The sequence below is a fragment of the Streptomyces sp. NPDC096205 genome (assembly GCF_044763135.1).
GTDB lineage: Bacteria > Actinomycetota > Actinomycetes > Streptomycetales > Streptomycetaceae > Streptomyces.
This window is the reverse complement of sequence record NZ_JBIWFS010000001.1, coordinates 763515-788730: the sequence shown is the minus strand read 5'-3', so window position 1 is coordinate 788730 and position 25216 is coordinate 763515. Positions and strand designations below refer to the sequence as shown.

Annotated in this window: 26 protein-coding genes; 14 read left to right on the top strand and 12 right to left on the bottom strand. The window is 72.9% G+C overall.

Going from position 1 to position 25216, the window contains the following annotated elements:
* Position 1 precedes the first annotated feature (1 nt).
* From ACIQ6Y_RS03575 to ACIQ6Y_RS03560, 4 genes are all read right to left on the bottom strand, one after another.
* Positions 2–658, bottom strand: coding sequence for a diguanylate cyclase (locus ACIQ6Y_RS03575; RefSeq protein ID WP_404032288.1), 657 nt, complete (start codon positions 656–658; stop codon positions 2–4).
* Positions 655–1110, bottom strand: a complete 456-nt coding sequence (locus ACIQ6Y_RS03570; protein WP_404032285.1) for a CBS domain-containing protein — start codon at positions 1108–1110, stop codon at positions 655–657. Before ACIQ6Y_RS03570 ends, ACIQ6Y_RS03575 begins: the two co-directional genes overlap by 4 nt.
* Positions 1110–1493 carry a DUF2795 domain-containing protein gene (locus tag ACIQ6Y_RS03565; protein ID WP_404032283.1) on the bottom strand — a complete coding sequence of 128 codons (384 nt, stop codon included), beginning with the start codon at positions 1491–1493 and terminating at the stop codon, positions 1110–1112. The genes ACIQ6Y_RS03570 and ACIQ6Y_RS03565 overlap by 1 nt, the downstream gene beginning before the upstream one ends.
* A 257-nt stretch (positions 1494–1750) precedes the next feature.
* Positions 1751–3547 carry a thiamine pyrophosphate-requiring protein gene (locus ACIQ6Y_RS03560; protein ID WP_404032281.1) on the bottom strand — a complete coding sequence of 599 codons (1797 nt, stop codon included), beginning with the start codon at positions 3545–3547 and terminating at the stop codon, positions 1751–1753.
* Positions 3548–3800: 253 nt separating this feature from the next.
* Here ACIQ6Y_RS03560 and ACIQ6Y_RS03555 point away from each other — a divergent pair, with 253 nt between their 5' ends.
* The 4 genes from ACIQ6Y_RS03555 (at position 3801) to ACIQ6Y_RS03540 (ending at position 7929) form a co-directional block, all read left to right on the top strand.
* Positions 3801–4595 (top strand): RNA polymerase sigma factor SigF, encoded by a 795-nt coding sequence (locus ACIQ6Y_RS03555; protein WP_404032278.1) that lies wholly within the window; start codon positions 3801–3803, stop codon positions 4593–4595.
* A 143-nt stretch (positions 4596–4738) separates the two neighbouring features.
* Positions 4739–5386, top strand: coding sequence for a hypothetical protein (locus ACIQ6Y_RS03550; RefSeq protein ID WP_404032275.1), 648 nt, complete (start codon positions 4739–4741; stop codon positions 5384–5386).
* 117 nt (positions 5387–5503) lie between these two features.
* Positions 5504–6835: an aminotransferase class I/II-fold pyridoxal phosphate-dependent enzyme gene (locus ACIQ6Y_RS03545; RefSeq protein WP_404033677.1), complete on the top strand. Its 1332-nt coding sequence runs from the start codon at positions 5504–5506 to the stop codon at positions 6833–6835.
* Positions 6832–7929, top strand: coding sequence for an MBL fold metallo-hydrolase (locus ACIQ6Y_RS03540; protein WP_404032272.1), 1098 nt, complete (start codon positions 6832–6834; stop codon positions 7927–7929). Before ACIQ6Y_RS03545 ends, ACIQ6Y_RS03540 begins: the two co-directional genes overlap by 4 nt.
* An 82-nt stretch (positions 7930–8011) precedes the next feature.
* Here ACIQ6Y_RS03540 and ACIQ6Y_RS03535 read toward each other — a convergent pair whose 3' ends face one another.
* Both ACIQ6Y_RS03535 and ACIQ6Y_RS03530 read right to left on the bottom strand, forming a co-directional pair.
* On the bottom strand, positions 8012–8632 hold the full coding sequence (locus ACIQ6Y_RS03535) for a DedA family protein (RefSeq protein ID WP_404032270.1): 621 nt from the start codon (positions 8630–8632) through the stop codon (positions 8012–8014).
* Positions 8629–9402: an MBL fold metallo-hydrolase gene (locus tag ACIQ6Y_RS03530; protein WP_404032267.1), complete on the bottom strand. Its 774-nt coding sequence runs from the start codon at positions 9400–9402 to the stop codon at positions 8629–8631. Before ACIQ6Y_RS03530 ends, ACIQ6Y_RS03535 begins: the two co-directional genes overlap by 4 nt.
* 84 nt (positions 9403–9486) lie before the next feature.
* On the opposite strand from ACIQ6Y_RS03530, the gene ACIQ6Y_RS03525 reads away from it, so the two are divergent.
* The 7 genes from ACIQ6Y_RS03525 to dnaK all read left to right on the top strand — a co-directional run bounded on the left by ACIQ6Y_RS03525 (position 9487) and on the right by dnaK (position 19057).
* A complete protein-coding gene (locus tag ACIQ6Y_RS03525; protein ID WP_404032265.1) occupies positions 9487–9924 on the top strand; it encodes a hypothetical protein in 438 nt (145 codons plus the stop codon).
* 134 nt (positions 9925–10058) lie between these two features.
* Positions 10059–12176, top strand: a complete 2118-nt coding sequence (locus tag ACIQ6Y_RS03520; RefSeq protein WP_404032262.1) for a phage holin family protein — start codon at positions 10059–10061, stop codon at positions 12174–12176.
* Between the two features lie 84 nt (positions 12177–12260).
* Positions 12261–13628, top strand: coding sequence for an amino acid permease (locus tag ACIQ6Y_RS03515; RefSeq protein WP_404032260.1), 1368 nt, complete (start codon positions 12261–12263; stop codon positions 13626–13628).
* Between the two features lie 78 nt (positions 13629–13706).
* Positions 13707–14768 carry an ATP-binding protein gene (locus tag ACIQ6Y_RS03510; protein WP_404032257.1) on the top strand — a complete coding sequence of 354 codons (1062 nt, stop codon included), beginning with the start codon at positions 13707–13709 and terminating at the stop codon, positions 14766–14768.
* Positions 14765–16567 carry a hypothetical protein gene (locus ACIQ6Y_RS03505; protein ID WP_404032254.1) on the top strand — a complete coding sequence of 601 codons (1803 nt, stop codon included), beginning with the start codon at positions 14765–14767 and terminating at the stop codon, positions 16565–16567. The genes ACIQ6Y_RS03510 and ACIQ6Y_RS03505 overlap by 4 nt, the downstream gene beginning before the upstream one ends.
* 52 nt (positions 16568–16619) lie before the next feature.
* Entirely contained in the window at positions 16620–17048 is a 429-nt protein-coding gene (locus ACIQ6Y_RS03500; protein ID WP_404032251.1) for an OsmC family protein, read from the top strand.
* Positions 17049–17203: 155 nt separating this feature from the next.
* Positions 17204–19057 (top strand): molecular chaperone DnaK, encoded by a 1854-nt coding sequence (dnaK, locus tag ACIQ6Y_RS03495; protein WP_404032248.1) that lies wholly within the window; start codon positions 17204–17206, stop codon positions 19055–19057.
* Positions 19058–19201: 144 nt separating this feature from the next.
* Here the strand turns inward: dnaK and narJ are convergent, their stop codons facing one another.
* The 3 genes from narJ to ACIQ6Y_RS03480 form a co-directional block, all read right to left on the bottom strand.
* A complete protein-coding gene (narJ, locus tag ACIQ6Y_RS03490) occupies positions 19202–19696 on the bottom strand; it encodes a nitrate reductase molybdenum cofactor assembly chaperone (RefSeq protein WP_404033675.1) in 495 nt (164 codons plus the stop codon).
* Positions 19697–19972: 276 nt separating this feature from the next.
* The gene (locus ACIQ6Y_RS03485) at positions 19973–20773 is read right to left on the bottom strand and encodes an SAM-dependent methyltransferase (RefSeq protein WP_404032245.1); all 801 of its coding nucleotides are present in this window, start codon (positions 20771–20773) and stop codon (positions 19973–19975) included.
* 33 nt (positions 20774–20806) lie between these two features.
* Complete coding sequence (locus ACIQ6Y_RS03480) at positions 20807–21670, bottom strand: helix-turn-helix domain-containing protein (protein ID WP_404032243.1); 864 nt, start codon at positions 21668–21670, stop codon at positions 20807–20809.
* A 204-nt stretch (positions 21671–21874) separates the two neighbouring features.
* Between ACIQ6Y_RS03480 and ACIQ6Y_RS03475 the strand changes: the two genes are divergently transcribed.
* Positions 21875–22300: a hypothetical protein gene (locus ACIQ6Y_RS03475; protein ID WP_404032240.1), complete on the top strand. Its 426-nt coding sequence runs from the start codon at positions 21875–21877 to the stop codon at positions 22298–22300.
* On the opposite strand, the gene ACIQ6Y_RS03470 is transcribed toward ACIQ6Y_RS03475, so the two are convergent.
* On the bottom strand, positions 22282–23103 hold the full coding sequence (locus ACIQ6Y_RS03470; protein WP_404032238.1) for a helix-turn-helix domain-containing protein: 822 nt from the start codon (positions 23101–23103) through the stop codon (positions 22282–22284). The two genes, ACIQ6Y_RS03475 and ACIQ6Y_RS03470, sit on opposite strands and share 19 nt — an antisense overlap.
* A gap of 74 nt (positions 23104–23177) precedes the next feature.
* On the opposite strand from ACIQ6Y_RS03470, the gene ACIQ6Y_RS03465 reads away from it, so the two are divergent.
* Positions 23178–23483, top strand: a complete 306-nt coding sequence (locus tag ACIQ6Y_RS03465; RefSeq protein ID WP_404032235.1) for a 4a-hydroxytetrahydrobiopterin dehydratase — start codon at positions 23178–23180, stop codon at positions 23481–23483.
* 32 nt (positions 23484–23515) lie between these two features.
* Positions 23516–24259 carry a class I SAM-dependent methyltransferase gene (locus tag ACIQ6Y_RS03460; protein ID WP_404032233.1) on the top strand — a complete coding sequence of 248 codons (744 nt, stop codon included), beginning with the start codon at positions 23516–23518 and terminating at the stop codon, positions 24257–24259.
* On the opposite strand, the gene ACIQ6Y_RS03455 is transcribed toward ACIQ6Y_RS03460, so the two are convergent.
* The gene (locus ACIQ6Y_RS03455) at positions 24225–24704 is read right to left on the bottom strand and encodes a hypothetical protein (RefSeq protein WP_404032230.1); all 480 of its coding nucleotides are present in this window, start codon (positions 24702–24704) and stop codon (positions 24225–24227) included. The genes ACIQ6Y_RS03460 and ACIQ6Y_RS03455 overlap by 35 nt on opposite strands.
* Complete coding sequence (locus ACIQ6Y_RS03450) at positions 24701–25180, bottom strand: hypothetical protein (protein WP_404032227.1); 480 nt, start codon at positions 25178–25180, stop codon at positions 24701–24703. Before ACIQ6Y_RS03450 ends, ACIQ6Y_RS03455 begins: the two co-directional genes overlap by 4 nt.
* Between the last annotated feature and the right edge of the window lie 36 nt (positions 25181–25216).

Here is a 25216-nt window from a genome sequence, read left to right as displayed (position 1 = left end):
CTCACTCTCCTTCCGTGGCACGCCATTCGGCCTGGTCGCCGGTGACGCGCTTGTTCTCCCGGCGCGCCGCCCGCAGGCAGCGCAGCAGTTCCTCGCCGTACGGCAGCAGCACACAGGTGCCGACCGCGGCAGCGATCCCCGCGATGTACGCTCTCGACAGCGGAGGCTTGCGCCGCACCAGACGCCAGGCGTCCCGGTTCCCGCGGCCCCCGCGCAGCAGCGACTTCACCTGGTCGGCGTGCAGACACAGCAGCGCGGACAGCGCGCCGAACGGCAGCGACTCCAGGAAGCTGTGGATGTGCTGCTCGATGGGCCGCACCTCGCGGTCGCTGTGCGTCGCCATCCGCACGTCCCACAGCGCGGTCGCCTCATGGGCGGCGGCACCCGCCAACTGCACCGTGAGCAGCAGCGGGTTGACCTCGTAGCGCAGGGTCAGCGCGATCGGCACGCCCACCTCGGCCATCATCAGCGAGTGGAGCGCGGACTCCTTCGTCCCCGTCGTCTCCTCGATCCGGGTGCGCCGGTGCATCAGCCAGTCCGCGAGGCCCGGCACGAACCAGCTCGGCAGCAGCCCGTACAGCAGATAGCGGACCGTGGCGTCACCCACGTCCACGGTGACGCCCGTCCGCGAGATCTCGGCGGCCCGGTCCCGGCTCACACGGCCCCCCGGCCGTGCGGCGCGGCGCCGGGCTCCTCGTCCGGCTCGGCCCTGCTGATCGCGGCCAGCGCGCTGTCGGGGTTCTCGGACATCGCCAGGTCCCCGAGCGTGACCATCCCGACCGGCAGCCCGTTCTCGACGACCGGCAGCCGTCGTACGGCCTTGGCCCGCATCAGCGCGACGGCCGCCGCGACCGTCTCCTGCGGGGTGACCGTCACCGGGTGCGGGGTGCAGGCCGCCTGGGCGCTCATCGTCATCGGGTCGATGCCCTCGGCCACCGCCCGGATCGTGATGTCACGGTCGGTGAGCACCCCGACGACCTCCTGGCCGTCGGCCACCAGCACGTCCCCGATGTCCTGCGCCCGCATCAGCTGCGCGGCCTCCGCCAGCGAGGCGTCCGGGCGTACGGCGACCACGCCCGGGGTCATGACCTCGCGTACGAACTCGGCCATCACCGGCCTCCTTCCGTTCCCTCGCCGCTGGTCAGGGCCTCGGCCAGCTCCTGGACGTTGCGATAGCGCGCGGACCGCGGCAGCCGGTGCAGTGGCTCGATCAGGGCGTCCGGCGCATGCCGGTCGCGCAGCAGGCCCATCAGCTCTCGGGGACCCGCCGGAAACGCGGTCCGGCCCAGTACGCGGCCGAGTTCCAGGCGCGCCTCGGCCGCGGACGCCGGGACGTGCGGGCCGCCCGCGATCCACGGGTCGTCCTCGGCGACGGGTTCCGGATCGTGCCACTCCTCCACCCGTGTGGGGTGGCCCGACCTCAGCAGGCCCTGGAGCTGGTGCTTCATCTCGTCGTCGCGGTGCGCGCTCATCCGGTCGCTGCCTCGCTGCATGACTCCTCCAGATCGTCGGCAGTCGCGCACCGCGTACCCGGCCCCGCTCCGACGACACCGGGGTTTGCGGGCCGGATCGGGGGAGACCCGGCTGTCACCCCCCACGGGTCCACCTGGGGAAGGAAAGACCATGGCCGTACTCGCGGTGCTCGTCCCCGTCCTCCTGCTCGGCGTCGTGCTGGCGCTCGGCTGGTACGAGGATCTGGTCCTGCCACCGGAGAAGACGAGGACGACGCAGCCCGTGCCGTCCTCGCCCGCTACTTCTTCGCCCGCCCGGGCAGGAACTCCTGCACCTTCGCCTTGAGACCCTGCCGCACCATCGAGCCGCGGTCGGCGTCGCCCTTCAGGATCGACGCGGCCGTGGCCTCCATCTGCTCCCAGGTGGAATGCGGCGGGATCGGCGGTACCGCCGGATCGGTGAGGAACTCCACCACCGCCGGCCCGTCCGCCTCCAGGCCGGCCCGCCAGCCCGCCTCCACGTCCTCCGGCTTCTCCACCCGTACGCCGGTCAGGCCCAGGCTCCGGGCGAACGCCGCGTACTGCACGTCCGGCAGCTCCTGCGAGGGCAGGAAGGACGGCGCGCCCTCCATGGCCCGCATCTCCCAGGTGACCTGGTTGAGGTCGTGGTTGTTGAACACGGCCACCACCAGGCGAGGGTCCTGCCAGCGATCGGCGTACTTCGCGGCCGTGATCAGCTCCGCCATGCCGTTCATCTGCATCGCGCCGTCCCCGACCAGTGCGATCGCCGGCCGGTCCGGGTGCGCGAACTTCGCGCCGATCGCGTACGGCACCCCGCAGCCCATCGTCGCCAGCGTCCCCGACAGCGACGAGCGCATGCCCGGCCGCATGGTCAGATGACGGGCGTACCAGTTCGCCGCGGAACCCGAGTCGGACGACACCATCGCGTCCTCGGGCAGCAGCGGGTCCAGCGCCCGCGCCACGTACTCCGGGTTGATCGGGTCCGCCGACAGACCGGCCCGCCGCTCCATCACCTCGTGCCAGCGCGCCATGTTGTCGCACACCGTGTCGAACCACTCCCGGCCGCGTTCCTCGCCCCGCAGCATCGGGATCAGCCGCCGCAGCGTCTCACGGGCGTCGCCGACCAGGTTCACCTCGTACGGATAGCGCATCCCCACCATGTGCGGGTCGATGTCGATCTGCACCCCGCGCGCCTTGCCGAACTCCGGCATGAACTGCGTGTACGGGAACGACGATCCGATGGTCAGCAGCGTGTCGCAGTCCCGCATCAGCTCGTACGAAGGACGTGTGCCCAGCAGCCCGATCGACCCGGTCACATACGGCAGTTCGTCGCTGAGCACGTCCTTGCCGAGCAGTGCCTTGGCGACGCCCGCGCCGAGCGTCTCGGCGACGTTGCGCACCTCCTCGACGGCACCGGCGGCGCCCTGACCGATCAGGATCGCCACCTTGTCACCGGAGTTGAGGATCTCCGCCGCCCGGCGCAGCGACTCGTCCGACGGGACCGCCGTCCAGGCACTGCGGTCCAGGCTGGACGGCACCATCTTGAACTCGTGCGTGGGCGGCGAGTAGTCCAGCTCCTGCACATCGCCCGGGATGATCAGCGCGGTGGGGCAGCGGCGCGCGTACGCGGTGCGGATCGCCCGGTCCAGGACGTTCGGCAGCTGCTCGGGCACCGTCACCGTCTCCACGAACTCGGAGGCGACGTCCTTGAACAGCGTGTGCAGGTCCACCTCCTGCTGATAGGAACCGCCCATCGCGGTGCGGTGCGTCTGGCCGACGATCGCCAGCACCGGCACATGGTCCAGCTTCGCGTCGTACAGCCCGTTCAGCAGGTGGATGGCGCCCGGGCCCGAAGTCGCCGCGCACACCCCGATACGGCCGCCGAACTTGGCGTAGCCGACCGCCTCGAACGCGGACATCTCCTCGTGCCGGGACTGGACGAACATCGGCTGGTCCTCGGCCCGGCCCCAGGCGGCGAGCAGGCCGTTGATGCCGTCGCCGGGGTAGCCGAAGACATGCTCGACCCCCCACTCGCGCAGCCGTGACAGGACGTGGTCGGAGACCTTCGTGCTCATGACGGAACCTCCCGGGTCGGGACGAAAGGCGGACCGGGCTCTGTGCCCTGCCGAGTCACCCCGCACCACGGCCGGAAACCCCCGGCCCGGGTTTGCGGCCCCGAGGCCCGGGCAGGCGCACCCCAGTGCTTCGGACCGGAGGCACGTCCGTGGAAGCGGCCTGCCGCAGCCCGCGCGCACGATGCCCGGCCACGCCAGGCTTCCCACGGTGACCGTCCATCCCAGAGCACCCACAAGGGAGTTGCGACGCACCATGCGCACCCAAGCAGCCGCGAAGCACCACCCTCATGACGACGCCCCCGACACCGCCCAGGCCTTCCGCACCCTCGCCGAACTGCCCCCGGGACCGCAGCGCGACACGCTGCGCGAGCAGATCGTCGAGGCCTGGCTGCCCATGGCCGAACGGCTCGCCGGCCGATTCCGCAGCCGTGGCGAGTCCCACGAGGACCTGCGCCAGGTGGCGGCGCTCGGCCTGGTCAAGGCCGTCGACCGCTACGACCCCGCGCGCGGCAACGCCTTCGAGAGCTACGCCGTGCCCACCATCACCGGAGAGATCAAGCGCCACTTCCGCGACCACATGTGGACCCTGCACGTCCCCCGCCGGGTCCAGGACCTGCGCAACCGCGTCCGGTTCGCCCTTCAGGACCTCACCCAGGACATCTCCGGGCGCACGCCCACCGTCACCGAGCTCGCCGAGCACACGAACCTGAGCGAGGAGGACGTCAAGGCCGGCCTGGAGGCGCTGGAGAGCTTCACCGCCCTCTCGCTCGACGCGGAACTGCCCGGCAGCGAGGACGGCTACTCCCTCGGCGACGCCCTCGGCGCCCCCGACCCCGCCCTCGACACGGTCGTCGACCGCGAGGCCGTCAAGCCCCGGCTCGCCGCCCTGCCCGAACGGGAACGCGCCATTCTCTACATGCGGTTCTTCGACGACATGACCCAGAGCCGCATCGCCGAGCAGTTCGGCATCTCGCAGATGCACGTCTCCCGGCTGATCAGCCGCTGCTGCGACCGGCTCAGGGAGCAGGTGCTGCACGACGCCGCCTGAGCGGGGCCCGGCTTCACCCGGTCGGGCGTGCGGGTCCCACTGATGGGGTCCGGCCGCGCGCGAGTCCGGGTGGGGCGGGCTGTGATGGCTGCGGGGGCGCGAGCGCCGTGCCCCCGCAGCCGCCGGCCCGAGGAGCCCTTCGTATGCGCCGCACCGCCCGTGCCCTGTCCGTCGTCGCCCTCACCGGCGCCGCCCTGACCGGTGCCGTGCCGCTGGTGGCGGCCGACCCCGCCGCCGAGGTGAGCCCCGCCACCGCGGCGCCGGGCGGCAGCGTCACCGTGTCCGTCTCCTGCGACCCCGTCGGCGGATCGCCGCCCGCCACCATGGACGCCACCTCCGAGGCCTTCGAGGAGGGCACCGTCGCCCTGCAGCTGGTGCCCGGCAACGACGACCCGGTGTCCGGACCCGCCTACCGCGGCACCGCCGCCATCGCGTCCGCCGGCGCCCTGGAGAGCGAACCGGCCGGACTCGGACCCGACACCGCGTGGACCGTCGAGGGCACCTGCCCCGCCGCGCCCGGCGGCCAGGGCAAGCCCTGGAGCGCCACCTTCACCGTGACCAAGGACGGCGGCGGCGCCACCAGCGCGCCGCCCTGCCCCGAGACCACCCACGGCACGACCCACTCCACCCCCTGCCCGCCCGCCCCCGTCCAGCACGGCGTACGGGCCGGGCAGGGCGGCACCTTCACCGACTCGGTGCCCGCCCTCGTGGCCGGCGGCCTGCTCATCGCCGGAGCCCTCGGCGGCGCCGCCTACCGCCTGTACCGCCGCAACCCCGCCCGGGACGCCTGACCGCACCCCGCGCCGGGTACACAGAGCCCCACGGGCCGCACGAGCGCTTGCTCCGCGCCCGGCCCGGGCCCCCGGCATGCGGGCGGACGACAGCGGCGGCACGATGCGGAGGTGGGTATGCGGTGGGCGGCGGACGCGGAGGGACACGGGCCCGTACGGTACGGGCCGCCGTTGCCCGACGACGGGCTGCCGGTGCTGCCGGACCTGTGCGCGGTGGTCGCGGCCGCCGCCGGACGCGGCGTCGCCGAGCCGGTCGGCGGCGGCACGGCGCTGCTGGACGCCGCCTGCGGCTACTGGGAGCGCCGCGGACTGCCCACCGCGCCCGAGCACGTCGCCGCGGGCCCCGGCGCCCCGTCCCTGCTGCTCGCGCTGACCGCTGCGCTCGGCGGCGACGTCCTCGTGCCGCGGCCCTGCGCCGCCTGGTGGGCACCGTACGCACGTCTCCTCGGCAGACCCGTCTTCCATGTCGCGACCCCCGCCGAGTGCGGCGGTGTCCCCGACCCGTACGCGCTGCTGGAGACCGTGCGCCGGGTCCGTGAGGAGGGCGGCGACCCGCGGCTGCTCGTGCTGTCCGTCGCCGACGACCCCACCGGCACCGTCGCCCCGCCCGAGGTCCTGCACGAGGCCGTCGAGGCCGCCGTGGGGGAGGGCCTGCACCTGGTCAGCGACGAGACCTGGCGCGACACGCTGCACCACCCGCCCGACCGCCGGCACTATCCGCCCGACCCGCGGCACCCCTCGCCCGACCGTCGGCACTCCCCGCCCGACCCGCTGCACTTCCCGGGCACCTCGCTGCTCAGCCCCGCCGAGATGCTGCCGGACCGGGTCACCGTCGTCACCGACCTGGCCGGCGCGCTGCTGCCGACCGGCTGGCCGGCCGCCGTCGCCCGCTTCCCCGGGGACCCGGCCGGAGCCCGGCTCCACGCGCGCGTGCTGGACGTCCTCACCGCCCTCGGCGCCCGTGTGGCGAGCCCCGTCGCCGCCGCGGCCGCCCACGCCCTCGCCGAACCCGAGCCGGTCACCGCCCGCGCCGCCGCCGCCGTACGCCTGCACGCGCGCGTGGCCGCCCATCTGCACGACGCCGTCGTCGGCGCGGGCGCCCTCGCCCGGCCCCCGCAGGCCGGCCGCCACCTCTACGTCGACCTCGGCCCGCTGCGCACCGCGCTGACCGCCCACGGCGTCGGCGACGCCCAGGAACTGGAGGACTTCCTCACCGTCCGGCTCGGCATGCCCGCCCCCGGCGGCCAGCGCTTCGGCGACGACCTCGCGGCCCTGCGGGTACGGCTCGCCACCGGGCCGCTGCTCGGCGGCACCGACGAGGAGCGCGCGGCCTGCCTCGATTCACCCTCGCCGTTGGAACTGCCACACGTGGACCGCGCGTTGACCACCGTGAAGACGGTCTTCGACGATCTCCGCGACGACGCTCAGCGATGGGAGCCTCCTCGATGACGCAGCAGTCCGAGTCGACCACCACGAGTGCCGGCCCCCGCGAAGACGCCTCCGCACCGGCAGCCGCTGCCCCGCTCACCGAGTCCCCCCTGTCCCCCCTCGCCCCGCCGTTCCCCCCGCTCGCCGAGCCCCGCCCGCTGGGGGAGCGGCGGGTGTGGCCTCGTACCTTTCACGACCGGCTCACCGCCCCGCTGCCCGGCCTCAAGGCGTTCGCCCGCTTCGCCCGCGAGGGCGCCGTACGCCCCGGACCCGACGGCCTCGCCGACATCCCCCGGCTGCCCTTCGCACCGGGCCCGCTGCCCCGCGTGGACACCCGCACCGTCGCCGTCTCCTGGGCGGGGCACGCCAGTTGGGTGGTGCGCATCGGCGGTCTGACCGTCCTCACCGACCCCGTGTGGTCCCGCCGCATCCTCGGCACCCCGCCCCGCGTCACACCCGTCGGCATCGCCTGGAGCGCCCTGCCGCGCGTGGACGCGGTCGTCATCAGCCACAACCACTACGACCACCTCGACGCGCCCACCCTGAGCCGACTCCCGCGCGACACCCCGGTGTTCGTGCCGGCCGGCCTCGGCCGCTGGTTCCAGCGCCGCCGCTTCACCTGTGTCACCGAGCTGGACTGGTGGGAGGCCGCCGAACTGTCCGGGGTCCGCTTCGACTTCGTCCCCGCCCACCACTGGTCCAAGCGCACCCTCACCGACACCTGCCTCTCCCTCTGGGGCGGCTGGGTCCTCACCGACCCCGACGGACAGCGCGTCTACTTCGCCGGCGACACCGGCTACGGCCACTGGTTCACCCGCATCGGCCGCCGCTACCCCGGCATCGACCTCGCCCTCCTCCCCATCGGCGCCTACGACCCCCGCTGGTGGCTCAGCGACGTCCACTGCGACCCCGAGGAAGCGGTACGCGCCGCCCAGGATCTGGGCGCGCGCAGGATGGCCCCCATGCACTGGGCCACGTTCATCCTCTCGGCGGAGCCGGTGCTGGAACCGCTGACGCGGGTGAGGAGGGCCTGGGAGAAGGCGGGCCTGGCGAGGGAGGACCTGTGGGATCTGCCGGTGGGCGCCTCCAGGGTGCTTGAGGGGGCCGACCTCTAAAGGGGTGCGGGGCTGTATCCATATGTGGCTCCGCCGCGTGGGCGCGACAAGCCACGACGGCGCGGCACCCCGCAACGCAACATCAAGAGGCAGCCCGAACCCGCTTCCACACACTAGGCGCCACACTGATCACCAGCGTGAGCACAATCGCCGCGACAACCCCCTCCCACGGCTCGGGAAACAGCGACCCCCCGAGAATGCCGATCAACTGATACGTCACTGCCCAAGCCAGGCACGCAGGAAGGTTCCCCCGCACGAACCGCCGCAGAGGCCACTCGGCCAGCAGACACGCCAGCATCACGGGCAACCGCCCCGCCGGCACCAGCCGGGACAGCACCAGCACGGCCACCCCGTGCTCGGCCAGTTTGACCTGCGCCTGCTCCAGCCGATCCTCAGGCGCCCGAGCCCGAATGGCCTCCAGCCACCGCGACCCGTTCTTCGACTTCAGCCCCCGTCGCCCCAGCCAGTACAGCGCCACATCCCCCAGGAACGCGGCCACAGAAGCCGTCACGAACACCAGAGCCAGAGCGAACGGCGCGGTCTGGTGAAAGGCCACCACCGCGGCGGAAGAGACCAGCGCCCCCGTCGGTACGACCGGGACCAGCGCCCCGATCAACACCAGCAGAAACAGCGACGGATACCCGAGGGCCTGCTGCGTCGACTCCGGCGGCACCGACGAGGACGCGGCCGCGAGCAGGCTCACCGTGTGACCCCCAGCCGCACACTCTCCCCGTGCCCCAGCCGGTGCACCGCCACCTGAGGCGCCCGCTCGGCGGCGAGGCGCTCGAACTCGTGCCCCGGCGCATGGAACTCATGGGGGCGCACGGCGTCCATCCCGATCGGCCAGTACGTCCCGTAGTGCACCGGCACCGCACTCGCCGCCCCCAGGAGCGCGAGCGCCTGCGCGGCCCGCCCCGCGTCCAGATGCCCCTCGCCCAGATACGGCCCCCAGCCGCCCACCGGAAGCAGCGCCACGTCGACCGGCCCGACCTCCTTGGCCATGGTGTCGAACAGGCCGGTGTCCCCGGCGAAGTAGGTCCGCGCCTCGCCCTCGACGACATAGCCGAGCGCGGGGGAGCGGTGCGGCCCCACCGGCAGCCGCCGCCCGTCGTGCGCCGCGGGCACGGCCCGTACGAGGAGATCGCCCACACGCGTCTCGTCGCCGGGCGCCACCTCCTCGATCCGCAGGTGGGAGAGCCGGCGCAGGGACGGCACCGCACGGCGTGCGCCCCGGGGCACGAACAGGCGCGTGCCCGGCGCGAGCCGCGCGAGTGACGGCACATGCAGATGATCGGCGTGCAGATGCGACACCAGCGCCACGTCCGCGCGCCAGGCACCCGGCGGCGGCAACGCGCCCCGGCGGCGCCGCAGATGCGCCAGCCTGCGGGCGAACAGGGGGTCGGTGAGGACACGGACGTCCGAGTCCGCGACCGTGCAGGTGGCGTGCCCCCACCAGGTGATCTCCACCGGCACTCCTGCGCCCCTTTCACGCGACTCCCCCGAAGCCTACGTGCAGGAGTAGGGTCGGCGGCGAAACCCTGAGGTGAGGGGGACGCCATGGGACAGACGCGGGGTGCCTTCGGCCGGCCGGACGCGGCGGTCGCGCAGGTCACGGCGATCGCCGGCCTGACGCCGCTGGAGGAACTGGAGGCCGATCCCTTCCTGGTCGACTCCCGCGGCCAGCACGCCATGTGCGCGCGCTGGGCCGCCGAACGCGGCTACGTCGTCGTACGCCAACTCCTCGTGCGCGGACTGCGGCCCGACCACCGCGCCCTGTGGGACGGCGTCCGGCCCGGACTCGACCTGTTCGTGGCGCCCAGCCCGCGCGTCCTGCGCTGCGCGCTCTCCTCCCTGGAGGAGTTCACCGCCGAGTGCGCACGCCGCGGGGTGCGCCTGGAAACGGTGGGCTGCGCCGAACCGGCGTACGACGCCGGGATGAAGGCCGTCGTGCACCGCAGGCTGTCGATGCCGACGGCCGGCTACGACGGCCGCTGACCTCACCACGTACATCCGACGGCAGCCCGTACTTTCCAATGTCACCCGGCGGACGAGCCGGTTCCGCGGCACGGTGTGCCAGGCTGGATGCCGGGCCCGCCGTGGGGACGGGCACGGGACGTGAGGTGTGCGGGGTGCTGGGACGGCGTTGGCGGCGGGTGGTGAGCCAGATCGGCCGGAGCACCACGGTGTGGGCCGTGTCGACGCTCACCATGCTCGTCCTGGCCGGCCTGCTGCCCGACTTCCAGCTCCAGTCCCCGGACGGCGACAGCGCCACCCGCATCGCGGTCACCGCCGCGCTCGGCGCGGGCGCCTTCGGTCTGCTCTCCGCGCTGGTGTGGCCGCTGCTCGTGCGGCTGCTGCTGCTCGTGCCCGCGCTGGTGCTGGGCCTGCTGGTGTTCTTCCTCAACGGCGCCCTGCTGCTGCTCGCGCTGCGCCTGAACCCGGCCGAGCGGGGCGGCGCGGCCTGGGAGACCGCGGTCGTGGTGGCCGCCGTGATGTCCGCGGTCGCCTCCGCGACCGGCGCCGCCCTCGCCGTCCGCGACGACGACGCCTACCGGCGCCGCCTGTACCGGCTGGCCGACCGCCGCCGCAGAGCCCTGCCCGTGCCCGGCCCCGCCACGCCCGGCACGGTCTTCCTGCAACTGGACGGCGTGGGCCACGCCGTGCTCGCCGACGCCGTCGCCAAGGGGCTCATGCCGACCGTCGAGCGCTGGCTGCACGGCGCTCCCGGCGCGCCCGCCACCCACCGGCTCACCCCCTGGCGCACCGACTGGTCCAGCCAGACCGGCGCCAGCCAGCTCGGCATCCTGCACGGCAGCACCTTCGACGTGCCCGCCTTCCGCTGGTACGAGAAGGACAGCCAGGTCGTCATGGTGTGCAACCGGCCCACCAGCGCCGTCGAGCTGCAGCGCCGGGCCGTCGAGCGCACCGGGGACGGCGGGCTGCTCACGGTGGACGGCGCGAGCCGCGGCAACCTGTTCAGCGGCGGCGCCGACGAGCAGGCCCTGGTGCTGTCCATCGCCGCCCGGCGGCGCAGCCGCGAGACCCGCTCCCGCGCCGGGTACTTCGCCTACTTCTCCGACCCGGCCAACGCGGTGCGCACCGCCCTGTCGTTCGTCGCCGAGGCGGGCCGCGAGGTCGCCCAGTCCGTCCGGGCCCGGCTGCGCCGGCAGCGCCCCCGGGTGGGGCGCGGCGGCCTCTACCCGTTCATCCGCGCCTTCGCGACCGTCGTCGAGCGGGACGTCGTCGTCGCCGCCGTGATGGGCGACCTGCTCGCCGGGCGCACCGCCGTCTACGCCGACCTGGTGGCGTACGACGAGGTGGCGCACCACTCCGGGCCGCACAGCCGCGACGCCGAGCAGGTCCTCGCCCGGCTCGACCGCTCGCTGGCGCTGATCGAGAAGGTCGCCGAGCACGCCCCGCGCCCCTACCGCCTGGTGATCCTCTCCGACCACGGCCAGAGCCCCGGCGAGACCTTCCGCGCCCGCTACGGCCTCACCCTCGGCGACCTGGTGCGGGCCGGCTGCGGACTGCCCGTGCCGCGCAGGGCGCAGCGCACCCACAGCGGCGCCGAGGCGCGGGCGGCGGTCCGAGCGGCGCTGCGCCGGCCGGTGGAGGAGAGCGCCGAGGAGTACCGTCCCGCGCGCCGCAGCGAGCCGGTCGTGCTGGCCTCCGGCAACCTCGGCCTGGTCTCCTTCCCGGACGTGCCCCACCGCATGACCAAGGAGGAGATCGACGCCCGCCACCCGGCGCTGCTGCCGACCCTCGCCAACCACCCCGGCATCGGCTTCCTCCTCGTGCGCAGCGAGGAGCACGACGGTGTGGTGCTCGGGGCGTACGGCGCCGAGATCCCGGTCGCCGAGCTGGTGGACGGACGCGGCCCGCTGGCCGCCTTCGGGCCGGGCGCCGCCGACGCGGTGCGGCGCACGCACTCCTTCCCGCACACCGCCGACATCATGGTCAACTCCTTCCACGACCCGGCCGACGGCGAGGTGCTGGCCTTCGAGGAGCAGATCGGCTCCCACGGCGGCCTCGGTGGCGAGCAGGGCCGGCCGTTCCTGCTGTCCCCGCTCGCCTTCTCGGCACCGCCCGCGGAGATCGTCGGCGCCGAGCAGATCCACCGGGTGCTGCGGCGCTGGATGGGGGAGTCGGACGGCCCTCAGGTGCTGCTGGACGATTCGCGGCCGAGGAGCGGCGGCCTCGCACCTTTTCCGGTGCCGGACGGGGTCGTACAGGACAAAAGCGCGTGATTTGGAGGGCCGCCGGACGGTGCCCGACCATGGGCGCCGTCCCGGCGATCCCGGGCGTCAGTTCGATGAGAGGCGCACCACCCCATGCACGACTCCGGAACCGTCACCGCACCGGCTCCGGCCCCCGAGCAGGCGACCCCCACACCCAGCAGGCACGCCCGCCGCTTCGGCCTTCCCGTCGCCACCGCCCTGGTCACGGGCAACATCATCGGCGGCGGCATCTTCCTCCTCCCGGCCTCGGTCGCCCCCTTCGGCACCATCAGCCTGGTCTCCTTCGGTGTGCTCACCGTCGGAGCGATCGCCCTGGCCCTGGTCTTCGGCCGGCTCGCCGAGCGCGACCCGCGAACAGGCGGCCCGTACGTCTACGCCCGTGAGGCGTTCGGCGACTTCGCGGGCTTCCTCGCCGCCTGGTCGTACTGGATCACCACCTGGGTCTCCAACGCCGCCCTCGCGGTCGCCGCGGTCGGCTACCTGGACGTGCTGATCCCGGTGAACGACCACAAGTGGACCGCGTGCCTGGCCGCCCTGTGCGTCCAGTGGCTGCCCGCTCTCGCCAACTTCGCCGGCACCCGCTACGTCGGCGCCGTGCAGCTCGTCTCCACCGTGCTGAAGTTCGCCCCGCTGCTGCTCGTCGCCGTCGGCGGGCTGTTCTTCTTCGACGCCGGAAACCTCGGGCCGTTCCGGGCGAGTGACGACAGCGCGATCGGCGCGGTGTCCGCCTCCGCCGCGATCCTGCTCTTCTCCTACCTGGGCGTGGAGTCCGCCGCCGTCAGCGCGGGCGAGGTCCGCGACCCGCGGCGCAACGTCGGCCGGGCCACCGTCATCGGCACCGCGGGCGCCGCCCTCGTCTACCTCCTGGGCACCCTCGCCGTGTTCGGCACGGTCGCCCACGACAAGCTGCTCGACTCCGCGGCCCCCTTCTCGGACGCCGTGAACGCCATGTTCGGCGGCACCTGGGGCGGCTGGGCCGTCGCCCTCGCCGCGCTGGTGTCGATGACCGGCTGCCTCAACGGCTGGACCCTGCTCAGCGCCCAGACCCCGTACGCCGCCGCCAAGGACGGCCTGTTCCCGGCCGCGTTCACCCGCAGGAAGCGGGGCGTGCCGACCGTCGGCGTGGCCGTCACGGTCGTCCTCGCCTCCCTGCTGACGATCTACAACTACACGGCCGGCACGGCGAAGGTCTTCGAGATCCTCGTCCTCGTCACCACCTTCACCGCGACCGTGCCCTATCTGCTGGCGGCCGCCGCGCAGATCTTCCACCTCGTCAAGGGCGAGCAGGTGAACAAGGCGCGCCTGGTGCGCGACGCCGTGATCGCCGCGGTCGCGTTCGGGTTCTCGATGTGGCTGGTCGCGGGCGCCGGGTACGCGGCCGTCTACCAGGGCGTGCTGTTCCTGTTCGCGGGCGTCCTCGTGTACGCGTGGCTGGCGGCCCGCAGGCAGCGCACCGCCTGAAATTCGGCTGCGCGCGGGGGGTCGTACGCACACACTGTGAGGGCATACGACCCCAAACCCCCTTGAGGAGCCCCTGCGTTGCAGGCCGCCGTCACCGTCACTCCCGCCCGTGTCCCCGACCTTCTGCTGGGCCTGGCCACCGTCCGGCCGGTGTTCCTGTGGGGCGCGCCCGGCATCGGAAAGTCCTCCCTGGTCAGGGAGTTCGCCGAGTCCCTCGGGCTGGAGTGCGTGAGCCTGCTCGGCACGCAGCTCGCGCCCGAGGACCTGATCGGGGTGCCGCAGATCCGCGACGGGCGGTCGGTGTTCTGCCCGCCCGAGGCGATCGCCCGCGACGAGCCGTACTGCCTGTTCCTGGACGAGCTGAACGCGGCCACGCCGGATGTGCAGAAGGCGTTCTACTCGCTGATCCTGGACCGCCGGATCGGAAACTACGAGCTGCCCAAGGGCTCGATCGTCATCGGCGCGGGCAACCGCTCCACCGACAACGCCCTCGCCCGCCCCATCGCCTCCGCGCTGGTCAACCGGCTCACCCACGTCCATCTGGAGGCCTCGCCGAAGGACTGGCTGGTCTGGGCGGCGAAGAACGGCATCCACCCCTGGATCCTGGACCACCTCACCGACCGGCCCGACCATCTGTGGTCCAAGCCGCCCAAGACCGAGGAGCCGTTCTCCACGCCCCGCTCCTGGCACATGCTCTCCGACGCCCTGCACTCCTTCGGCCAGGATCTCGACGAGGAGACACTGAAGGTCCTCGCGCACGGCACGCTGACCCCGGCGCACGCCACCGCCTTCTGCGGCTACGTCAAGATCGTGCGCAGCCGTTTCGGCATCGAGGCGATCCTCAAGGGCGACGCCCGCTGGCCCGGCCGCGTCGAGGATCGCGACCTGCTGTACTACCTGGCCGAGTCGTTCCGCGGCCGTCTGGTCAAGGAGCTGCCGGTCTCCAAGGAGCACCTGTCGGCGAACGGCCGCCAGACCGCGTACCGCGCCAAGTCCCTGCTGGTGCAGCTAGCGGAGATCTCCGTCGAGGTCGCCCAGAGCGTCATCGCCTCCGACGCCGACGGCAACCCCGTGCTGCCCTCCTGGTTCCTCGTCGAGGCGGCCCGCGACATGCCCCGGCTGGTCGAGGCCCGGCGGTGAGCCCCGCCAAGCCCAAGCCCAAGCCCAAGCCCAAGCCCAAGGCCAAGCCCGACCCCGCCGCCGAGACCTGCGCCGAGGGCCTGCGGCTGGTGTGGGCCAACCCGGCGCTCGCCGCGCTGGAGGCCAAGACCTGCCGGGACCCGGAGTGCCGGGCGGCGCCCCGGCAGGGTCTCGCCCGGGTCGACTCCAACGGCACCGTCCATCTGCACCCCACCGCTCGCGCCGAGCCCGCCGAGTGGGCCTGGGCCGTCGCGCACGCCCTGATCCACCTCGGCTTCGGGCACGTCCCCGCCGCCGACGGGGCGCGCGTCCAGCCCGACCGGTTCGAGCGGGCCGCGCGCTGCGCGGTCGTCGACCGCTTCCTACTGACCTTCAGGGTCGGCCGCCCGCCCGAGGACCTGCCCGCCGCCTACCCGGACGGCGACGAGGAGCGCCTCACCGCCCTGTGGCGCCGCGACGGCATCCCGGCCGCCTACCAGCGCGAGGAGTCCGACCAGCTGCTGGTCGACTGGGGCTCCTGGAACGGCCAGGTGCCCGACTGGCAGCTCGCCTTCGCGCACGCCCTGACCCGCACCCTGTCGACCGCGATGGACCTGGCCGGCGGCCGCCGCGACTCCATGTCCGGCGGCCCCACCGAACGGCGTCCCTGGGAGCGGGCGCTGAGCTGGTTCGTGTCGTCGTACCCGCTGCTCGGCGGCATCGCCTCCGGCATCAAGCTGGTCGCCGACGCCGAGTTCGCCCGCGCGCACGGCATCGCGATCGCCGCGGTGGACGCCCTGTCCGGGGAGATCTACGTCAACCCGCTGTGCCGCTACGACGACGAGGAGTGGCGGTTCGTCCTCGCCCACGAGATGCTGCACGCCGCCCTGCGCCACCAGGACCGCTGCGGCACCCGCGACCCCCAGCTGTTCAACGTCGCCTGCGACTACGTCGTCAACGCCTGGCTGCGCGAGATGCGGGTCGGCACCATGCCCGAAGGGCTGCTGTACGACCCGGAGCTGGCCGGCCTGTCCGCCGAGGAGGCCTACGACCGCATCGCCGGCGACCTGCGCCGCATCCGGCGCCTGGCCACCCTGCGCGGCAAGGGCGTCGGCGACATCCTGAGCGGCCCGCTGGGCGCGCCCGGAGACTACGTCGACCTCGACGAGTTCTACCGCCGGGGCCTGGCCCACGGCCTCGATCTGCACCAGCGGCAGGAGCGCGGCTTCCTGCCCGGCGGTCTGGTCGAGGAGATCCGCGCGCTCAGCCACCCGCCGCTGCCCTGGGACGCGCAACTGGCGCGCTGGTTCGACGAGTTCGTGCCGCGCCCCGAACCGCTCAGGTCCTACGCCCGGCCCGCCCGGCGTCAGGCGTCCACGCCCCACATCCCGCGCGCGGGCCGGTACTTCCCGCCCGAGGAGGTCCCCCGCTGCACCTTCGGGGTGGTGCTGGACACGTCCGCCTCGATGAACCACACCCTGCTCGGCAAGGCGCTGGGCGCCATCGCCTCCTACGCCGAGGCGCGGGACGTGCCCGCCGCCCGCGTGGTGTTCTGCGACGCCGCCCCGCACGACGCGGGCTATCTGCCGGTCACCGAGATCGCGGGACGTGTCCAGGTGCGCGGGCGCGGCGGTACGGTCCTGCAGCCCGGGATCGATCTGCTGCACCGCGCGGACGACTTCCCGCCCCAGGCGCCGGTGCTGATCATCACCGACGGCTGGTGCGACGTCCTGCGGGTGCGGCGCGAGCACGCCTATCTGATCCCCCGGAGCGGACGACTGCCGTTCACCGCGCGTGGGCCCATCTTCCGCGTGAGTTGAGCCGGAATGTGATCGGATGGAGGCACTGCAAGTCCATCCGAAAGGAAGAAACGTGGCCACCACGCGTTCCGCACACACCGTCTGGGAAGGCGACCTCCTCAAGGGGACCGGTGTCGTCACCTTCGACTCCTCCGGTGCCATCGGCCAGCAGCCGGTGACCTGGGCCTCGCGCGCCGAGGAGGCCAACGGGAAGACCAGCCCGGAGGAGCTGATCGCCGCCGCCCACTCCAGCTGCTTCTCCATGGCGTTCTCGAACATGCTGGCCAAGAACGGCACGGCGCCCACCAAGCTCGTCACCTCCGCCGACGTCACCTTCCAGCCGGGCGAGGGCATCACGGGCATCCACCTCACGGTGGAGGGCACGGTTCCGGGACTCGGCGAGGACAAGTTCCTCTCCATCGCCGAGAAGGCCAAGGTCGGCTGCCCCGTCAGCCAGGCCCTGAAGGCCGTGCCGATCACCCTCACGGCGAAGCTCGCCTGACCAGGCACGGACGACGGACAGTACGGCCCGCCCCGGAGGCGGGCCGTATCCCGTTCCGCGGCCCTGTGCACCGGGCGCCCCGTTGACAAGCGCCCGCTCACGTTCTGTGCTGGAGGTGCAGGCGATCGGGGAGACCCTGGTGGAAGGGGACGGCGATGGCACGTGCGGTCGGGATCGATCTGGGGACCACGAACTCGGTGGTGGCGCTCCTGGAGGGCGGTGAGCCCACCGTCGTCGCCAACGCGGAGGGCGCCCGTACGACGCCGTCGGTGGTGGCGTTCGCCAAGAACGGCGAGGTGCTCGTCGGTGAGGTCGCCAAGCGGCAGGCGGTCACCAATGTCGAGCGCACCGCCCGCTCGGTGAAGCGGTACATGGGCGACGGCCAGTGGCGCTTCCCCGAGCAGGGCTCCGTGGACGGCACCCGCTACCGGGCGCAGGAGCTGTCCGCGCGGGTGCTGCAGAAGCTGAAGCGCGACGCGGAGGCCTACCTCGGCGAGGACGTCACCGACGCGGTGATCACCGTGCCCGCCTACTTCGACGACGCCCAGCGCCAGGCCACCAAGGAGGCCGGGGAGATCGCCGGCCTGAAGGTGCTGCGGATCATCAACGAGCCGACCGCCGCCGCCCTCGCCTACGGCCTGGACCGCGGCGAGGAGCAGACCGTGCTGGTCTTCGACCTCGGTGGCGGCACCTTCGACGTGTCCCTGCTGGAGATCGGCGACGGCGTCATCGAGGTCAAGGCCACCAACGGCGACACCCACCTCGGCGGCGACGACTGGGACCAGCGGATCGTCGAGCACCTGGTCAAACGCTTCCAGGGGCAGTACGGCATCGACCTCGGCAAGGACAAGATGGCCGTGCAGCGTCTGCGGGAGGCCGCGGAGCGGGCCAAGATCGAGCTGTCCAGCTCCTCCGAGACCAACATCAACCTGCCCTACGTCACCGCCTCCGCCGAAGGCCCCCTGCACCTGGAGGAGAAGCTCACCCGCGCCCAGTTCCAGGAGCTCACCGCCGATCTCCTGGACCGCTGCAAGACGCCTTTCCACCAGGCGGTCAAGGACGCGAACATCAAGCTCTCCGCGATCGACCACGTCATCCTGGTCGGCGGCTCCACCCGGATGCCCGCCGTCACCGAGCTGGTGCGCGAGCTGACCGGCAAGGACCCGCACAAGGGCGTCAACCCCGACGAGGTCGTGGCCGTCGGCGCCGCCCTGCAGGCCGGGGTGATCCGCGGCGACGTCAAGGACGTGCTGCTGCTCGACGTCACCCCGCTGTCCCTCGGCATCGAGACCAAGGGCGGCATCATGACCAGGCTGATCGAGCGCAACACCACGATCCCGACCCGGCGTTCGGAGATCTTCACCACCGCCGAGGACAACCAGCCCTCGGTCGGCATCCAGGTCTACCAGGGCGAACGCGAGATCGCCGCGTACAACAAGAAGCTCGGCACCTTCGACCTCACCGGACTGCCGCCCGCGCCGCGGGGCGTGCCGCAGATCGAGGTCGCGTTCGACATCGACGCCAACGGGATCATGCACGTCTCCGCCAAGGACCTGGGCACCGGGCGCGAGCAGAAGATGACCGTCACCGGCGGCTCGGCGCTGCCGAAGGACGACATCGACCGCATGATGCGGGACGCCGAGCAGTACGCCGAGGAGGACCGGACCCGCCGCGAGCACGCCGAGGCCCGCAACCAGGGCGAACAACTCGTCTACCAGACGGAGAAGTTCCTCCGCGACAACCGCGAGCGCGTACCGGAGGCCACCCGCTCCGAGGTCGAGTCCGCCGTCACCGACCTCAAGACCCTGCTGGAGCAGAACGCCGACACCGGCCCCCTGCGCACCGGCATCGAGAAACTCGCCACCGTCAGCCAGAAGATGGGCCAGGCGATGTACGCGCAGGGCCAGCAGACGCCCCCCGGCGAGACCGCGCCCCCGCAGGACGAGGAGGGTGTGGTGGACGCCGAGATCGTCGACGAGGAACGCGAACAGAAGGGCGGCGCAGCCTAGGGCCTGTCGCTTGGATCAGCCCGGCGTCGCGGGGTCTGGCCCTAGCGCGGCGGCCCCACCCGCTCCCACCCCCTCCGCTCCGGCCGCGGCCCCAGCTGCCGGGGGCGAAGGCGAGATACGGCAGGACGCCCCAGAGGAAGACGGTCATCGGCGCGCTCCAACGGATGCGGGCGGTAGCGTCGCGCACACCGCGTCCAGGATGCAGGCGTACGGGGTGCCGAAGTCGGTGAGCCGGGAGCGGAGCTGCTCCAGACCCTCACGGTGCTCGACGAGGAGGTCGGTGTCGCCGGTGCGGGCGGCGAACTCCAGCACCGCGGGCAGATAGTCGGGCAGTTCCTCGCCGGAGAACTCCAGACCGTGGGCGCGGTAGACGTCCTTGAAGCGGACCAGCGACATTCCGCGCCGCCGGGTGTCGCCGTCCTGCCACCAGCTCAGGTACAGGCTGTGCCGGTTCTTGAAGTCGAAGACCCGCACATAGTGCTCGGCCAGCTCCCGCGCGGGGGTGACGGCCGCGTGGTCGGTGAACTCCCGCAGCTGCGGGGCGGCTTCGCGCAGCAGCGGCAGCCGGTCGAGGAGATCCTCGTCGGGGTAGGTCAGGCAGAGCGCTGCGGCCTGGTACAGCACGGCGTCCGAGGGCATCAGGCGTCCTTCCCGTCGTACCTTGTCGTGGCTCCAGCGGTCCCGGTAGAAGGCGTCCGCCTCCCGCCCGCCGACCAGGCCGATGCTGTGCAGGTCGGGTGCCGGGGTGCCGGGCCGGAAGGAGCGCCCGGTCCGCAGCAGCGCCGCGCCCGGTTCGGAGGGCGGGGTCCGCGTCTCGGGCACGTGCGCTCCCTTGGCTCGCCAGGTTCTTCGAACCTAGGGCCGGGCCAGGGAGCGCACCTGTTCACGGGAGCCGTCCGAGGTACCCCGAACGGGTTAGGGCTTGCGGGCCACCCCCGCGTACACCGGCACGATGCCCTCCGCCTGCGCGGCCACGTCCTCCGCCTCGGGGCGCCAGCCGTGCACCGGGATGAAGCCGGGGCCGATCAGCTCCAGGCCCTCGAAGAACTTGGAGAACTCGGCCAGGGTCCGCGGGTGGAAGGACGTACCACTGCGCCGGAAGTTCTCCGCGGCCTGCTCGATGGCCGCCGGGTTCAGATCGGGCGTGACCTGCGAAAGGATCAGGTAGCTGCCGGGCGCGAGCGCGTCGACGTACCGCCGCACCAGGGCGTACGCCCCGTCGTCCAGGTAGTGCGTGAGGGCGACCAGCGACAGCGCGACGGGCTCGGCGAGGTCCAGCGACTCCTTGGCGCGGGCCAGCAGGGCGTCGACGTCCCGGACGTCTGCGTGCACATAGTCGGTGCTGCCCTCGGGAGTGCCGCCGAGCAGGGCCTCCGCGTGGCGCAGCACGATCGGGTCGTTGTCTGCGTACACCACCTTCGACTCCGGGGCGACCCGCTGGGCGATCTGGTGGAGGTTCGGCTCGGTCGGTATGCCGGTGCCGATGTCGAGGAACTGGCGGATGCCGGCCTCGGCGACCGTCCGGACGGCCCGGTGCATGAAGCGCCGGTTGGCACGCGCGCCGCGCACCACCGTGCCGTCGACGGCGAGAATGCGGCGGGCCAGCTCCTCGTCCACCGGGTAGTTGTCCTTGCCGCCCAGCCACCAGTCGTAGACCCGGGCCGGGTGCGGCCGGCTGGTGTCGATACGGGGGGATGCGGCGTCGGATCCGGTCATGCGGGGTGTACTCCTAGGAAGAGTCGGTGGGGGCTAGTAGCGCTCGCGGTACTCCTGGAGGATCTTCTTGGTGCGCCGGCCGGACGCGGCATGGGCCGTGATGTGGTCCAGCACCTCCAGATGCGCGGAGACCTCCTGGCGCGAGTCGAGATACAGGGCGCCGGTCAGATACTCGGTGAACACCATGTCCGGCAGCTCGGGCTCGGCGAACCGGAACAGCGAGAAGGGCGCGTACGTCCCCGGGTGCGGGCCGCTCGCGAACTCGGCGACCTGGAGCGTGACCCGGTCCCGCTCGGCGGCCTCCAGCAGCCGGTCCAGCTGGTCGCGCATCACCTCGGGCCGCTCGCAGATGGGCCTTCGCAGCACGGTCTCGTCGATGATCACCCACAGGTGGGGCGGGTCGGCGCGCTCCAGCAGCCGCTGGCGCTCCATCCGCAGTGACACGTGCCGCTCGACGGCCTCGGACCCCTGCTGTCCGATCGTCCCGGCCTCCATCACGGCACGGGCGTAGTCCTCGGTCTGGAGCAGGCCGGGCACGAAGTGCGGCTCGTAGGAGCGGATCAGCCGGGCGGCGCCCTCCAGGCTGACGTACAGGCTGAACCAGTCCGGCAGCACGTCGTGGTACCGCTGCCACCAGCCCGGCTGGTTGGCCTCCTCGGCGAGCGAGACGAACGTCTCCGCCTCCTCCTGCGGCACCCCGTACGTCTCCAGCAGCACCTGCACGTACGGGATCTTCAGCGCGACCTCGGCCATCTCCATCCGCCGTACGGTCGCCGGTGCCACGCGCAGAACCTTCGCAGCTTCCTCCCGCTTGAGCCCGGCCGCCTCCCGCAGCTCCTGCAGCCGCTTGCCGAGCACCACCTGCCCGACCGTGGGCGCAGGCCGCCGCTCACTCACCCCAGCCTCCTAGACACGCCAGCACTGTAAGGGGGCGCGGGGAACTGCGCGAGCGACCAGGGACGGTCAGCAGGCGCAAACGGTGGGAAACCAGGCAGATCGGTAGGCGCACAGTCATTACCTCACAGGTAATCGACCACCACAGGCGCTCCCCGGCATGGTGGTCCCACCGAGACAACACGACCTTCCCGGAGGGTGATTCCCATGTCCGCCACCACACTCAGCGCCCTCGCCCGCACCTCCGAGCCCAACGCAGTGCTCCGCCGCTTCCTGGCTCTCGACACGGCGGTGACCGGCGCGAACGGCCTCGCCTACCTCGCCGCGTCCGGCCCCCTGGCCGACCTCCTCGGCGTCGACAGGGCCCTGCTGCTCGAACTGGGCGCGTTCCTCACGGCGTACGCCGTGGCGGTGGGCCTGCTGGCTGCCAGGTCCCGCCCCGCCGCACTGCCGGTGAAGGCCGTGATCGAGGCCAACCTCGCCTGGTCGGCGGTGAGTTTCGCCGCCCTCGGCCTGTGGCTGAACCCCAGCACCGCCGGCACGGTGTGGACGGTGCTGCAGGCCCTCACCGTGGCCGGTTTCGCCCTGCTCCAGCACGCCGCCCTGAGGAACCGTCAGGACATGAGTGAGTGAAGGTACTTGACCGTCGCCGGGTCCGCCGGGAGCAGTGTCTCGATGGCCAGCTCGGCGACGGTCACGTCCATGGGGGTGTTGAAGGTGGAGATCGACGAGATGAACGACAGCACCCGCCCCTCGTGCTCCACCTGGAGCGGCAGCGCGAAGTACGGCACCGGCTCCTCGGGCTCCGCACCCGGCGCCTGCTCGGGCACCGGATACGCGGCGACCTCCTCGTACAGCTCCCGCAGCGGCTGCGAGCGGTGCAGCGCGATCTGCCGCTCCATCTGGGCCAGCAGATGCCCGCGCCACTCGCGCAGATTGCGGATGCGCGGCGCGAGGCCCTTCGGGTGCAGCGTCAGCCGCATCGCGTTCAGCGGCGGCGCCAGCAGCTCCTCGGGCATGCCGTCCATCAGCATCAGGATGCCCCGGTTGGCGGCCACCACGTCGTACGTCGCGTCGACCACCAGCGCCGGGTAGGGCTCGTAGCCCTGGATCAGCCGCTCCATGCCCTCCCGCAGCGACCGCAGCGCCGGGTCGTCCAGCGGGGTCTCCGGGTAGCGCGGGGCGTAACCGGCCGCCAGCAGCAGGGCGTTGCGCTCGCGCACCGGCACGTCCAGGTGCTCGGCGAGCCGCAGCAGCAGGTCCTCGCTCGGCCGGGAGCGGCCGGTCTCCACGAAGCTGATGTGCCGGGCGGAGGAGCCGGCGCGCAGCGCCAGCTCCAGCTGGCTGACCCGCCGCTGCTCCCGCCAGGCCCGCAGCAGCGGGCCGACGCCCTGGCCGGCGGGAGCGGTGGCGGGGGCGGACGTCACTGTGGTCATGTGGACGACGGTAGTCGAGCGAGGCAGGCTGGTCAGGTACGCGAACCCCGGATTCCCAGGAAGGGAGCCCCGCCGTGGCCGTCGAACCCCTGTCGCAGAAGGAGATCGAGGACCGGCTGGCCGAGCTGCCCGGCTGGACGGTCGAGGACGACCGGCTCACCCGCACCTACCGGCTCGGCTCCCACTTCGCCGCGACCGCGCTGGTCGTGCACATCGCGCAGGTCCAGGAGGAGCTGAACCACCACTCCGACCTCACCCTCGGCTACAACACCGTGCGCCTCGCGGTGAACACCCACAGCGCGGGCGGCGCCCTCACCGACCTGGACTTCAGCCTGGCGCGAAAGGTGGAAGACCTGGCACCCGGGCATGGGGCAAGCTGACCTGATCGATCAGCGACGGCCGGGGGGCGTGCATGCTCGACTACGACAAGGAAGCCGATGCCTACGACGCCCTGCGCGGCGGTGAACCCAGGGCCGCCGCCGCTGCCGAGGCGGTGCTGGGCCTGCTGCCGCAGGACTGCGTCGGCCTGCTGGACGTGGCCTGCGGCACCGGCATCGTGACCCGCCGCCTGGCCGCCGGCCGGCCCGGCCTGCGGGTGGCGGGCGTGGACCTGGCGGCCGCGATGGCCCGGATGGCCGCGTCCCGGCTGCCCGGCCGGGTGGTCGTCGGCGACAGCCGCAGGCTGCCCTTCCCGGACGCCTCCTTCGACGCGGTCGTCAGCGTGTGGCTGCTGCACCTGCTGGACGACACCGCTGTGCGCGATGTCGTCGCCGAGTGCGCCCGGGTGCTGCGGCCCGGCGGCGTCTACGTCACCACCGTAGACAAGGCCGCCGCGCACAACGTGGGCAGCGACATCGACGCCGTCCTCGCCTCCCGCCCGCGCAGCCCCGCCCACGACGCGGCCGGCACCGTCACCGCCCTCGCCGCGGCGCACGGCCTGACCCCTGCCGGGCAGGCCCGCTTCCCGGGCCTGGGGCAGGGGCGCAGTCCCCGTCGCACCATCGCCGATCTGCGGCGCGGCTGGTTCGTGACGCTGCCGCCGGGCGAGCCCCGCACCGAGGAGTTCGCGGCCCGCCTCGCCGGACTGCCCGACCAGGACCGGCCGCGCCCCGACCCGGAGTTCAGCCTGCGGGCGTTCCGCAGACCGGCCGGGTGAACTCCATCGACCAGTTCGTCAGCCAGTTCTCGCCGCCGTCCAGCGAGAACGCCTGCTCCCAGCGGGCCGTCGTCGCGCTGATGCCCGACCACACGAACCGGACCCGTACGTCCTGGCCTTCGTGCGAGTCGTCGCCGTAGAACTCGCCGCGGCCGTCCGCGAACTGCCCGAACACCGGCGGGAACAGCCGGCCGGTGCGGCTGGACGCCCAGTTCAGCGACCACTGCCGGGTCTCCGGGTCGAACAGCCGCAGGGTCAGGCCGCGTTGGCCGAGGTGGGGCATGTCGATCTCGTCGACGTTGGCCGTGCCGTCGAACAGGCTCCAGCAGCGGGTGGTGCCGGTGAACTCCGTCCAGTCGCTGTCCGGGTCCAGGAAGTCGGTGCGCATCCGGTTGCGGACGTCCCAGTTGCCGTGGAAGAAGTCGAAGTCGTGCGGGCTGCTCATGCGATGTCTCCTGTGGTTCCCTCGGGCATGCTGTCGGCCAGATAGGCGGCCAGGTCGGGGGCGCTGGGCGCGAGCAGATGCCGTACCCAGGCGTCCCGCTCGTGCCGGATCGGCGGCAGCTCCCAGACGCAGCCGATCCACGGCCGGTCCACCGGCACGAAGTGCGTCGGATCGCGGTCGGGGCAGCCGAGCACCGGCTGACCGGCGGCGGCGCCGCGGAAGTGCAGCACGTTGTCCCACACCCAGCTGTACGCGTTCAGGTAGGCGCCGTCGTCGCCGCCCCGGTGCAGCACCACGAAGGTCGCGGGCGGTGTGCCGTCCGCGTCCGGCAGCAGCGTGGGCAGGACCGCGTACGCCGCCTCCTGCACCTCGGGCGCGATACCCGCGGGGTCGGCGGTGACGTGGTAGCGCTTGACGTGCCGCCCGGCCACCTCGACCGGAGGCGGCACGGTGAGCAGTTTCTCCTCGAAAGCCATGGCCGCACGCTAGGACCGCTTCCCTGACAACATATG

Excerpts from the sequence above, each read along its gene's own strand:
- narJ (WP_404033675.1), bottom strand. The coding sequence starts at position 19,696 with ATGCCCTCGGACGCCGTGCTGTACCAGGCCGCAGCGCTCTGCCTGACC.
- ACIQ6Y_RS03475 (WP_404032240.1), top strand. The coding sequence starts at position 21,875 with ATGTCCGCCACCACACTCAGCGCCCTCGCCCGCACCTCCGAGCCCAAC.
- ACIQ6Y_RS03560 (WP_404032281.1), bottom strand. The coding sequence starts at position 3,547 with ATGAGCACGAAGGTCTCCGACCACGTCCTGTCACGGCTGCGCGAGTGG.
- ACIQ6Y_RS03525 (WP_404032265.1), top strand. The coding sequence starts at position 9,487 with ATGGGACAGACGCGGGGTGCCTTCGGCCGGCCGGACGCGGCGGTCGCG.
- ACIQ6Y_RS03460 (WP_404032233.1), top strand. The coding sequence starts at position 23,516 with ATGCTCGACTACGACAAGGAAGCCGATGCCTACGACGCCCTGCGCGGC.
- ACIQ6Y_RS03555 (WP_404032278.1), top strand. The coding sequence starts at position 3,801 with ATGCGCACCCAAGCAGCCGCGAAGCACCACCCTCATGACGACGCCCCC.
- ACIQ6Y_RS03565 (WP_404032283.1), bottom strand. The coding sequence starts at position 1,493 with ATGCAGCGAGGCAGCGACCGGATGAGCGCGCACCGCGACGACGAGATG.
- ACIQ6Y_RS03470 (WP_404032238.1), bottom strand. The coding sequence starts at position 23,103 with ATGACCACAGTGACGTCCGCCCCCGCCACCGCTCCCGCCGGCCAGGGC.
- ACIQ6Y_RS03550 (WP_404032275.1), top strand. The coding sequence starts at position 4,739 with ATGCGCCGCACCGCCCGTGCCCTGTCCGTCGTCGCCCTCACCGGCGCC.
- ACIQ6Y_RS03540 (WP_404032272.1), top strand. The coding sequence starts at position 6,832 with ATGACGCAGCAGTCCGAGTCGACCACCACGAGTGCCGGCCCCCGCGAA.
- dnaK (WP_404032248.1), top strand. The coding sequence starts at position 17,204 with ATGGCACGTGCGGTCGGGATCGATCTGGGGACCACGAACTCGGTGGTG.
- ACIQ6Y_RS03485 (WP_404032245.1), bottom strand. The coding sequence starts at position 20,773 with ATGACCGGATCCGACGCCGCATCCCCCCGTATCGACACCAGCCGGCCG.
- ACIQ6Y_RS03450 (WP_404032227.1), bottom strand. The coding sequence starts at position 25,180 with ATGGCTTTCGAGGAGAAACTGCTCACCGTGCCGCCTCCGGTCGAGGTG.
- ACIQ6Y_RS03455 (WP_404032230.1), bottom strand. The coding sequence starts at position 24,704 with ATGAGCAGCCCGCACGACTTCGACTTCTTCCACGGCAACTGGGACGTC.
- ACIQ6Y_RS03515 (WP_404032260.1), top strand. The coding sequence starts at position 12,261 with ATGCACGACTCCGGAACCGTCACCGCACCGGCTCCGGCCCCCGAGCAG.
- ACIQ6Y_RS03570 (WP_404032285.1), bottom strand. The coding sequence starts at position 1,110 with ATGGCCGAGTTCGTACGCGAGGTCATGACCCCGGGCGTGGTCGCCGTA.
- ACIQ6Y_RS03545 (WP_404033677.1), top strand. The coding sequence starts at position 5,504 with ATGCGGTGGGCGGCGGACGCGGAGGGACACGGGCCCGTACGGTACGGG.